Origin of the sequence: Clostridium arbusti SL206, assembly GCF_000246895.1 — a bacterium.
GTDB classification, from domain to species: domain Bacteria; phylum Bacillota; class Clostridia; order Clostridiales; family Clostridiaceae; genus Clostridium_I; species Clostridium_I arbusti.
In genome coordinates this window covers 16586-28421 of record NZ_BAEV01000047.1, presented here as the reverse complement: position 1 = coordinate 28421, position 11836 = coordinate 16586, and the positions used below count along the sequence as shown (strand labels likewise).

The following is an 11836-nucleotide window of genomic DNA, read 5'->3' as shown; positions in this document are numbered from 1 at the left end:
TATTATACTGGCATTTATACTTCTGTTTTCTACTGCTATATTTTCAAATTTGCACTTCTTACTTATATATTCATAAAAATTTTTAAGATTTTCTATGGATGTCATATTTTTATTTCTAAAATCATCTGAATTGTTGGTAACCTTTCTATTATTAATACTGCTAATGGAATCTTCTATGCTATTTATTCTATTATATATATTATTAAGTCTATAAATTGAAAACAAACTAATAATTATTAGAACAACTATAACCCTATTAATTACACGAATTTTCTTTTTAATTTTTTTCTCTTTATACCAATAAGGTAAGAAATTATGCTCCATAATTTTATTTTCTCCTATATCACTGTTTTAAATAACTTGTTTTGTTCTATGTTTCCTAAATTTTTAACACAATAAGAAGTATTAATATCCTTTATAGTTTCTTTTGCAAATCCCAAAGCATAAATCATCTCTAAATTATCTGCTATATCTTTATTCAAATCAATAAAATAATTTAGACAATTTTCAAATTCAACATTGCCTTCCTGAAAATTTCTAAATATATAGTTATATTTTATTAATCCATTCTCGCAAAATATAAAGTATAGATTTTGTTTATAAATAAATGTAATAATATACTTATTTAAACTACTTATATTCTTTACATATTTTGCATAACAAAATTGGATAAGATATATATACTTTATATTATTTATATTTTTTAAGTCTACATTATTTAAACTATTTCCATTTATATAAAATACAGCTAAATCCATATTAATTTTATTCTTTTTTAAAATGGAATAGGAAAATATTATATCTTCATCAGTTCTATAATAAAATCCGAGTTCATTTTTTACTATTTTCTCCAGTTCATTTTTCTTTACCCTTGGCACTGTAATGTATTTGATATAAATTTCTTCACCTTCTATAATAATAATTGAATCATTTTTAAATTCTCTATTTCTATATCTTGCACCTAAACTTTTTTCATGAGTAATATCGATTGTTTTTGCAAATGGTCTTCTATTGTAGCTAAGCTTTACAATAGATTTTCCATTCATTATAAAAATATTATTTTTATATAAGAACATTAAGCTAAACACTCCTCTTCATAAAAATTATTATATCTCTCTTGAAAACTATCCTTAAACTACAATTTTTTTATTTACCCAATTACTATGAACTTGGTAATTCATCTAAAACTTAATGAGAATACAAACCTCCCATTAAACAAAATTCATTGATACTTAGAAGAAAAATACATATAATTTATTTTTCCATCAATAAAATTATAATTATATGTATCCCTTTTAATTCGGTTTCCTCTATAGGACTGACTTATAATAAAGGTATCTTCATATATGCTATAGTAAATAAAATAATCATTATTTCCAATCTTATTCTTATCAGGACTTGATGAAAATAATTTATAAAGTTCTGACTTATTTACATTATTAGTGTTGCTAAGAATATAACTATTCATCTGAGACAATAAATAATTTGTTGTCTCTCTACTATATATTTTTTCCGTAACATTCTTTTTATAATCTAATATATAGACTTTTTTACTAGCTTCTAGCATAAATATGTAGCTGCTAACAAGAAGAATAATTAATCCTAAAATCAAGGTATAAATCATTACAAATCCCTTTTTTAATATTCTTTTTTCACCCCAAAACATCTACTAATTGTTTCTCCTTCTTTATTCATTATGGATAAATACAATACATTATCTTTTTTCATTGCTTTCATATTACTTATATTTGTACCTACTACATTAGATGCCTTAATACTTCCATATACGTCATAATAATCCACAACAATTTTTTTAGTATTTTTTACAAAACGTATTTTTTTATTTTCATTGTTGCCGGAAATAATTTTTATATCATTGTTTTCTACATTAACTTCTTTCATACCATTATAAATTAAACTTTCAATTATAATTATACTTTGATTACAATAAGCTTTATTTGTAATTACTTTAGTATCTTTACTGTAAGCTTTTAAATATTTTACAAATATAACACATTGAAAAGATATGATCATTGAAGTAATGGCCATAGCAACTACAAGCTCTATTAATGTAAATCCCTTTTTCACAGCTATTTCCCCCTATAAAATTTGCAATTTATGACTTCCTCTTTTTGCAATACATCCACATACATACTTAAATTGACTTCAATTAAATCTCCATCATAGAATAAAATTTTCATATATGGCTTTTGTATAGGCGGTATAGTTGTATAAATTTCCGTTATTTTACTGTTTTTAATTGATTCATTGTTTATATTATCTTTATCTATATAAACTTCTTTCAAATTTATCATTGAAGTAATGTCTTCATTGGATGTATTCGACAATATTTCATTTCTAATATTATTTATATATTCTGTATATTTCTCAGTTAAATTGTTATAGGTTTTCATATTAATGGTATTAATTCTTATTGCAATAGAAGTCATAAATAGCAATGTAAATATGGAAATAGCACACATTACTTCAATAATTGTAAACCCTAACTTCTTACTCTTTAATTTCTGCATAAGCAGTACCAACCCCTATTGTAATAACATGTTTTTTCCCATTCCTGTCTGAATACTTTAAGCTGCAGGGAGTGTTTATCATCCCCCTACTATCAAAATAAATTAAATTATTCCCATTAGTAACATTATTCTCTTTTATTTCAAAACCTAAAGGTAATTTTAATCTGTTTCTTATGGATTTCCCCTCATAAGTTATCACTTCATTTTTTCCCTTCTCAAATAAAATCTGAGCAAAAGATTCTCTTAGTATACATTGTCCTCTAACAACATTAATAAGAGAAATCATCTCACTGTTAAAGTTTTTCACTTCTATTTCATTTTTTAAAGTTTTATAATTTTTAACTTCAATGAGAGTGATACTTGTAACTATAGATATAATTGTCATAACCACTAGAACTTCAATTAAAGTAAACCCATTAAACACTAATTTTTTTCTCTGCATAATTTTAATCTCTTTCTCTCAATCTCTAAATTATCAATTTTTCTTTAAGGTAAAGGTGCTATTATTGCCTTTTACTTCTACTGTATATTTAGAATCACCAGTAATAAAATCTGTGGATATGCTATTCCCATCTAAATATGGATCTTTAACATTTATATTTAGATCATTTATATTCATGTCTTCATTTATTGCAGTATTTACTTCTTCTTTTGTGAATACATTATTGTCCATATATGCTCTCATAGCTGATACAAAAATCATTCTTGAAATTTGCTCAGCCTTGGCCGAATTTGCCTTTTTTATATATGTAGCATACTTTGGAATTAAAACTCCACCAAGTATAGCTATAATAGAAATTACTACAATTACTTCAATAAGTGTAAATCCTCTTTTTTTATTCATTTCACATCACCTACACTGACTGCATTATTTTTAACATAGGTACCATTACTGATGTAACCACAGTACCTACTATAAATGATAAAATTATTATCATAGCAGGTTCTATACTACTTATAATCTTTTTTAATATATCATCTATGTCATCATCATAAATATCCGCTGCTAGTGTCATCATATTTTCTAAATTACCTGTCTGCTCACCCAAAGCTATCATGGAAACAGTAAATTTAGGAAATAGCTCTAATTTATCTATAGTTTCTGAGATGCTATTACCCTTCTTTATATCAACTAGTACACCTCTTAGCTGTTGTTTTGCATAAGTATTATCTACAACCTTGCCCATTATCTCCATAGAATTAATTAAATTTATTCCACTCATCTGTAAAATTCCAAAGCACCTTGTAAATCTAGAACCTAGTATTTTTTTATAAAACTTTCCTATTAAAGGCATTGATACTTTAGCCTTATCAATTAATAATTTTACTTTTTGAAGCTTAATAAATTTATATACTAAGAAAATTAAAGTAACTAATACAAATAAAAGTACTGCCATGTTTTCGCTTAGAAATTTACTAAAATTCATCAAAATCATTGAATATATAGGAAGATCCTGCCCAAGGCTTTTAAAAGTATCTTGAAACATAGGTATTATACTTATTTCAAGATAAAAAAATATGGATACAGATGTAACTAATAATATTATTGGGTATACCATTGCAGATTTAAAGCTTCTCTTAATTTTAAATTCCTTAAGATAGTATTTAGACATGTTATTTAATATGGTATCCAAACTTCCCGTCTGCTCACCTAAATTTATCATCTCTATATAAAAGCTTGGATAATTATCTTTATATTTTAATATACTGTCATAAAAACTGTTTCCCTTTTCTAAACCTTCCTTTAAGAATTTTATATTTTTTTTAAGAGATCTGCTATAAGACTCTTCTTGGAAAATATTTAATGCTTCTGATATGTTAAAACCTGATGACAACATTGATGATAATTGTCTTGAAAAAACAGAGATGTCTTTAAGATTTATTCGTGAAAAATACTTTGAATATATGGATTTCTTCATAGTTTTATATTGAATCACATAATATCCTTTTTCTCTTAATTGGAAAGATAAATCATCTTCATTTTTATAATAATCCAATCCTTTAACACTTTTACCTGTATTATTTATAGCTCTATATTTAAATAACTGCATTTGAACAATCCTCATTGGTATATACTATATTTTTATATTCATCTACAGTGGTGATACCTTTTTTAATTAGTTCTAAAGAATTTTCTCTTAAGGTCATCATTCCATTCTTTATACTGCATGCTCTTAAGTCTTCTGTACTCTTTTCCTCATATATAAAATTCTTGATTGTATCATCTACTTTCATTATTTCAAATATAGCCATTCTTCCAATATAACCTGTATCATTACATTTTGAACAACCCTTACCTTTATATAAATACTCTTCTTTTAAACCGCACAATTTCTTTTCTGCACTGCTTGGAATATATTTTTCTTTGCAATAAGGACATATCTTTCTAACCAGTCTCTGAGCAATAACTGCCACTAATGCATCTGCTAATAGATAATGCTTAATTCCCATATCCATAAGTCTTAGAACAGTGCTTGGAGCATCATTTGTATGCAATGTGCTTATAACTAAATGTCCTGTTATAGCTGCTCTAACTGCAACTTTAGCAGTTTCTTCATCACGTATTTCTCCTATAGATATTATATCCGGATCCTGACGAAGCAGACTTCTAAGCCCTACAGGGAAAGTTAAACCTGCCTTTTTATTTACATTTATTTGATTTATATTGTCAATTGTAAACTCAACAGGATCTTCAATAGTTACTATATTTTTTTCTGTTGTATTTAACTCCTTTAAAATAGAATAAACAGTACTAGATTTGCCACTTCCTGTAGGTCCGCACAATAGAATTATGCCATTAGGCCTTGATATAATGTTTCTTATAATACTAGCATTACTATAGGTCAATTCATCTAGGGAAATATTTTTTGTAGTTTTATAGAGAACTCTTATAACAAATTTCTCTCCATGTATTGTTGGAATTGAGGATACTCTGAAGTCATATCCTATGTCATTTATCACATAATCTATTTTTCCATCTTGAGGGATCATTCTTAAAGTTATATTCATTTTAGACATTATTTTTATTCTTATACATATACTTTTGTAAGTACTCTTAGGAAGTTTCATGTGCTTTTGCAATACACCATCTACTCTTATTCTTACATTCAAATGGTCATTAAAGGGCTCAATGTGTATATCACTGGCTTTTTTACCAATGGCTTGATTAATAATTGAATCTATTAATCTTACAGAAGGAGAATCTTTTATCTCTTTATCATGGTTATTATTTTCATTCAATACTTTCTTTTCAGCATTTTCTTCTATTTCTTCTATAGCCTTTTTACTATCCTTTATTTCATAAAATAATTTTATATAGGAAAGTATTTGTCTTTTGCTTGCTTTAGAGGGGATAATATTTTTTTGAGAAATAAATCTTAAATCATTTAATGCAACTGAATCCAAAGGATTATTCATTGCTACAAACAGTTCCCTTTCATTTTCTTTGTAGGGGAAAATGCAGTGCTTGTAAGCTATAGATTTATTTACAATTTTCATAAGATCTGTTGATATTTTATAATTATCTAAATCCATAAAACTATCTATAGTATTATAATTTTTCATTGCTTTATTAGTTCTTTTTTCTATAATTATCATCTCCTTAAACTCTTCATTTTCTTCTAGTATTTACCACTATTTATATTTCTAATCACCTAAAATTAAAATTTTCATGTAAAATAAAAACTATGTGTACAAACTTTTTAAATTAACAAAATTTATACTCATAGTATCTTATTATAATTTTATTGAAACTTAAATTATTGATTTAAATATTCATATATGGATAAAAAGCATTCTATCTATAAAAAATGTGTCCAAATAACAATAAGGCATATGAAAATAAATAACAATTCAAAGATACGACGTATATTTTGAATCTTACAAGGAAACAGGTCCTAATGATAGTGGTGCTATCAGAGGATTCTGTTAACATAGTATGATTCAAAATAGACTAGTATACTGACTAGTTATTTATTTGAACATGCCTAAATATAATTACTACCCATTTCTTTATGTAAAATAGACTAGTATATACTGACTAATTATTTACGATTCCTAACATTAACTACTACTAACATATTCTCTGTAATCATTTATAATACTATATACCATATCTTTTTCTTTAAAGACTTTGTCCTCTATTTTAGAAACTGGCATAATTCCCATAATACTATTAGTTACAAAAATCTCATCAGCTTCCATCAATTGTTCCATTCTAAAACTGCCTTCTATAACATTATATTTTTTTAATATGTATTTTCTTATAGTCCCATTTAACAAACCACATTCTACTCTAGTTGTATATATAATATTATTTTTTATAAAAAATATATTAGATACACTTCCCTCTGTAATTTCATTGTCCGTATTTAAAAATAAAACTTCATCATAGCCTTCTCTTTTGCATCTATCATGTTCCAATATATTATCAAGGTAATTTAAAGATTTTAAATAGGTAATTGTAGAATATTTATTTCTTTTAAGTTCACTTATTTTTAATTTAAAGCCCTTATTATACATATCTTCTGTGTAATTATTTTTTCTACAGGTAAAAACAGTATTTTTTTCACTAACTACCAGTTTCAGAACTCCATCTGTAAAGCTTAATTTTTTTAAGGAATCTATTACTTCTTTTGACCCTATTTTTTTATCTATTCCTATAATCTTCAAGCCTTCATTTATTCGTTCCATATGTTCTTTTAAAAATAGTATATTATTGTTTTTCACTAACATAGTTTCAAAAAGACCTTTCCCAAAGAAAAAGCCCCTATCAACTACTATCTTTTCATCTTCACTTAAATTATCATTTATAATCATACAATTCCTCCAATTATAGTCAAGTATTTGTTCATCAACTCTGTTTTAAACAACGCATAAGTGCTTTTGCCTTATCTAGGGTTTCTTCATATTCATCTTCTTTTATAGATTCCCAGGTGATTCCTCCACCTACACCAAAATAAGCTTTTTTATCTTTCATTACTATAGTTCTTATAGCTATATTTAAATCTGCACCACCATCAAATCCTAAATACCCAATACATCCAGTATATATATTTCTTTTTGTAGGCTCTAACTCTTCAATAATCTCCATAGCTCTTATTTTAGGTGCTCCTGTAATGGATCCACCTGGAAAACAAGCTTTCAAGCAGTCTACTACAGTAAATTCATCTTTTAATATACCTACCACAGTGGATACTAAATGAAAAACTGTACTGTATTCCTCTAATTTAAATAACTCCGTAACTTCTACTGAATCCGCTCTACATACTTTACTTAAATCATTTCTCTCAAGATCAACAATCATGAGTAATTCTGATTTATCCTTTTCACTTTTAATAAGCTCTTTGGCATTTTTCAAGTCTTCACTAAGATTTTCACCTCTAGGCCTTGTGCCTTTAATAGGTCTTGTCTCAACAAATTTATCTTTAATCTTGAGAAATCTTTCTGGTGAAGAAGATACTATACTAAAGTCTTCCACATTCAAAAAAGCTGCAAAGGGAGCTGGATTTTTATGTCTTAAAGCCTTATAGACTTCATAGGGTTCTGTACTAGTTTCACAAGAGAAATTTTGAGTCAAATTAGCAATATATATGTCTCCATCTTTTATATAATTTCTAACTTTTTCTATTGAGCTTAAGTACTCTTCCCTTGTAAAATTAGATATAAATTCCCTATTTCTTTCTTTTAACTCTGAATATATAATTTTCTTACCTGCATATATTTTTTCTTTCAATTCACTAATACTATCTTTTGCTTCTTTTAATATCCCTAAGGCTGTAATATAAGTTCTCTTCTCTAAATTATCTCTTATTATGGCATTATCATAAAAATATAAGTAACAATCTGGTATTTGTAACTGCTTTTCTGCTATTTCAGGAATTTCTTCTATTGTTCTTCCTAAATCATAAGAGAAGTATCCCATAGCACCTCCTATATATGGAAGACCAGTATTATTTTCTATTCTATAACTATCTATCAATTTCTTTATAAATTCAAAAGGGTTTCCATTTTCTATAACCTTCTCATCTATAAAACATTTTTTATTTTCATATTTAAAGGTATTAAAGCTATTTATACCAATAAAAGAATATCTTCCTAAATCATTATAATCAGTACCACTATCTAAAAAAATAACTGTTTTATCTTCTTTAAACAATGAATATATATCAAAAGCATCTAAATTAGTTTTTATTTCTTTTATCAAGAATTTCATCATTACTGTTACGCCTTTTAGCGTTACCTCCCTTACCTATTTTTTAAACACCTAAGGCACATTCAAATAAATAACTAGTCAGTATGCTAGCCTATTTTCAATTCTACTGCGTCAGCAGAACCCTCTGATAGCACCACTATCATCAGAACCTGTTTCCTTGTATAATTCAAAATATACGTCGCATCTTTGACTTGTTATTTATTTTCACATGCCTTAGCTTCATCCAGAAAATTTTCAAGCATTTTATAACCACACTCGGTAAGCTCTGCTTCAGGATGAAATTGAACTCCCTCTACTAGAAAATCTTTATGTCTAATTCCCATTATAACTCCATCCTTAGTTTGTGCAGTTATATTTAGGCAATCAGGCAATTCCTCTTTACTTACTACAAGCGAATGATATCTTGTAACTTTAACTGGATTTTTTATATCCTTAAAAACACCCTTACCGTTATGATTTATTTCGCAAACCTTGCCATGAACTGGTCTTTCTCCTCTATTTATTTTGGCACCAAAAGCATAGGCTATAGTTTGATGCCCTAGGCATATTCCTAAAATAGGTATCTTACCACTAAATTTTCTTATTATATCTATACATATACCAGAATCCTTAGGTGCTTTAGGTCCAGGAGATATTATTATTCCCGTTGGATTTATCTTTATTATATCTTCTATAGTAATTTTATCATTTCTGTATACTTCTGTATGTTCATTTAAATTTTCTAGATATCTTACCAAGTTATACACAAAAGAATCATAATTATCAATCATTAAAAACATTTCTATTTGCTTCTCCTCGTCTTTAAGTATTTTTCTTAATTTTATCATGGAATGCAAATAAAATCCCTTTAAGTTACGTATTTTATTCATTATAACAAAAAATTAAATTTAGCAAGAAAAACTCATTAAGTTCTTCTTGCTAGTTCTTATTTTGAATCCTGAATTATATGATATGTTCCTGCTTTATTTGTTACTAGATTAACTGAATTATTTTCTCTTATATACATGTATATATTATTCCCACTGTCTTCAGGTTGTAGACCACAAAAATATACTTTTCCAGAATCATCTATGGCCATTCCTCCAGTTTTATCTACTATCTTAGGAAAGTCATAAGTTAATCTCTTTATATTTCTGTCATCAATAGTTAATTTATAAAGTGAATTGTCTTGATCACTATTTTCTGTTCCAATAAAATATAATATTTTATTTTTACTATCAAACACATAATCATTAATACTACTTATGGTATTGCCTATTAAAAAAGTCTTATTATTTTTAGTGTCATAATAATATATATTATTTATACCTGAATCATTTTCAATATAAATAATATTATCATTATCAATTACAGCAAAAAAAGTACAGTAACCTTTGAATTCATCAAACACTATTTTTCTTGTAGAATTTTTAAAATCATAACTAAAAATTTTACCATAATTCTTCTGTCCATCTTCAACTCCGTAATATAATAAATCATCTTTTGAATCCCATCTATACAAATCTCCAGATACTATAACTTTTTTATCAAAGTCAATCTTTTTTCCCGTATTAGTATTATAAACGCTTAACCCTTCAGCAGAAAAAAGTGAATCCTTTGAAAAACTTCTAAGTGCAATACGTTTACCACTAGGTGATAATCTTGAATCCATATAGGAGAATTCACTATTGATATTATTTTTATTCTCATTATTAGCAATACTAATATAATTTTTTGTAAGATCAGTTCCCTGTGAAATTATATTAGTATATGCTATTATATTACTATTTTTATTGTAATTAATATTTGAAACATTATTTAAAGTTTTCACGGCCTTAAGATCTGTATTCTTTATACTATAAATTCTTTCTCCATTACCTTCTTTCGATAATACCATTATATTACTAAAATTTATAGGAACTGATTTATCACTATTAGTATCCTTTTTATTTTCACTACCACAGGAAGTTAGTTCACACATAAAAATTATAATGAACAAAAGCAGAAAATGTTTCTTTAAATATTTCATATAAGATCAGTTACTCCTCTAAAGGTAATTGCTGCACCACCTGTCATATATACTGCATCATCGCATATTTCTATTTCTACCACGCCTCCTGGTACTGAGACCTTAGCTTTCTTATTGATAAGCCCTAATCTATTACAAGCTACCACAGAAGCACAACATCCAGTACCACATGCAAGTGTTGCTCCTGCTCCTCTTTCCCAGGTTTTAACCTTTACATTACTTTTATCAACTACTTCACAAAAATTAACATTAGTCCCCTCTGGAAAAATTTCTTTGTATTTTTCTATATAGCTTCCTTCACGCACATCGAAATCATCTAAAGTTCCAACCACCACCGTATGAGGTACTCCCATAAGCATTGAATTCAATTTATAATTTTTATCATTAACATTAATGTTGTAATTTAGTATTTCTTCTTTTACCCTTGCAGGAATTTCACTTGGTTTAAAACTTGGAAGACCCATATTAATTCTTACACTTTTTGCAATACCATTTTCTCCGTTAATTTCAGCTATTTTTATACCATCACCAGTCTTTATACTAATCTTATTTGATTTTAAAATACCTTCATCATAAACATATTTTGCAAAGCATCTTATTCCATTACCACACATAGCAGCATAAGAACCATCTGAATTTATTATGACCATTTCCACATCCGCCTCATCACTATCTCTAATTAGCAATATACCATCCGCACCAATTCCAAAATGTCTATCACAGATTATCCTTGCAATTTCACTTTCTTTATTTAAAAATTTATTGTCCTTGTCCTCTAGAACAACAAAATCATTTCCGGCACCTTGCATCTTTACAAAATTCATAATATTCACTCTCCATAAATTTATTTTAACTAGTACATATGAAACTTAAAAATCGTTATCCATGGACGTAGCATCCATTACCTACCGCTTTCACAGAGTGCCATAGGAGTATTACGGATGGTAGTCATCGGACAAATCAAAAATGAAGCCTCAATTTGTATCAATAATGAACACAGTTTCTAATGATAGTTTTATGTTAGGCATATGAAAATAAATAGTAAGTCGAAGATGCGACGGATATTTTTAATTCTACAAGGAA

Annotated in this window: 14 protein-coding genes; all 14 read right to left on the bottom strand. The window is 26.9% G+C overall.

What is annotated here, in order from left to right; translation table 11 throughout:
* A partial coding sequence (locus RH99_RS10030; RefSeq protein ID WP_010237317.1) for a hypothetical protein occupies positions 1 to 324 on the bottom strand: 324 nt, incomplete at its 3' end.
* Between the two features lie 14 nt (positions 325 to 338).
* The gene (locus tag RH99_RS10025; RefSeq protein WP_010237315.1) at positions 339 to 1076 is read right to left on the bottom strand and encodes a hypothetical protein; all 738 of its coding nucleotides are present in this window, start codon (positions 1074 to 1076) and stop codon (positions 339 to 341) included.
* Positions 1077 to 1222: 146 nt separating this feature from the next.
* Entirely contained in the window at positions 1223 to 1666 is a 444-nt protein-coding gene (locus tag RH99_RS10020; RefSeq protein WP_010237313.1) for a hypothetical protein, read from the bottom strand.
* Entirely contained in the window at positions 1639 to 2088 is a 450-nt protein-coding gene (locus tag RH99_RS10015) for a PulJ/GspJ family protein (protein ID WP_010237310.1), read from the bottom strand. The genes RH99_RS10020 and RH99_RS10015 overlap by 28 nt, the downstream gene beginning before the upstream one ends.
* Positions 2089 to 2090: 2 nt before the next feature.
* On the bottom strand, positions 2091 to 2531 hold the full coding sequence (locus RH99_RS10010) for a pilus assembly FimT family protein (protein WP_010237308.1): 441 nt from the start codon (positions 2529 to 2531) through the stop codon (positions 2091 to 2093).
* On the bottom strand, positions 2512 to 2973 hold the full coding sequence (locus tag RH99_RS10005) for a type II secretion system protein (protein WP_010237305.1): 462 nt from the start codon (positions 2971 to 2973) through the stop codon (positions 2512 to 2514). The genes RH99_RS10010 and RH99_RS10005 overlap by 20 nt, the downstream gene beginning before the upstream one ends.
* A gap of 33 nt (positions 2974 to 3006) precedes the next feature.
* A complete protein-coding gene (locus RH99_RS10000) occupies positions 3007 to 3375 on the bottom strand; it encodes a prepilin-type N-terminal cleavage/methylation domain-containing protein (protein ID WP_010237301.1) in 369 nt (122 codons plus the stop codon).
* 10 nt (positions 3376 to 3385) lie between these two features.
* On the bottom strand, positions 3386 to 4582 hold the full coding sequence (locus RH99_RS09995) for a type II secretion system F family protein (RefSeq protein ID WP_010237297.1): 1197 nt from the start codon (positions 4580 to 4582) through the stop codon (positions 3386 to 3388).
* Complete coding sequence (locus RH99_RS09990; RefSeq protein WP_010237294.1) at positions 4569 to 6128, bottom strand: GspE/PulE family protein; 1560 nt, start codon at positions 6126 to 6128, stop codon at positions 4569 to 4571. The genes RH99_RS09995 and RH99_RS09990 overlap by 14 nt, the downstream gene beginning before the upstream one ends.
* Before the next feature lie 465 nt (positions 6129 to 6593).
* Positions 6594 to 7349: an aminotransferase class IV gene (locus RH99_RS09985; protein ID WP_010237291.1), complete on the bottom strand. Its 756-nt coding sequence runs from the start codon at positions 7347 to 7349 to the stop codon at positions 6594 to 6596.
* 34 nt (positions 7350 to 7383) lie between these two features.
* Positions 7384 to 8745: an aminodeoxychorismate synthase component I gene (gene pabB, locus RH99_RS09980; RefSeq protein WP_010237288.1), complete on the bottom strand. Its 1362-nt coding sequence runs from the start codon at positions 8743 to 8745 to the stop codon at positions 7384 to 7386.
* A 194-nt stretch (positions 8746 to 8939) separates the two neighbouring features.
* Positions 8940 to 9524: an anthranilate synthase component II gene (locus RH99_RS09975; RefSeq protein ID WP_026038461.1), complete on the bottom strand. Its 585-nt coding sequence runs from the start codon at positions 9522 to 9524 to the stop codon at positions 8940 to 8942.
* 146 nt (positions 9525 to 9670) lie between these two features.
* Positions 9671 to 10753: a DPP IV N-terminal domain-containing protein gene (locus RH99_RS09970; RefSeq protein WP_010237284.1), complete on the bottom strand. Its 1083-nt coding sequence runs from the start codon at positions 10751 to 10753 to the stop codon at positions 9671 to 9673.
* Positions 10750 to 11577: a diaminopimelate epimerase gene (dapF, locus tag RH99_RS09965; protein WP_010237282.1), complete on the bottom strand. Its 828-nt coding sequence runs from the start codon at positions 11575 to 11577 to the stop codon at positions 10750 to 10752. Before dapF ends, RH99_RS09970 begins: the two co-directional genes overlap by 4 nt.
* Positions 11578 to 11836 lie beyond the last annotated feature (259 nt).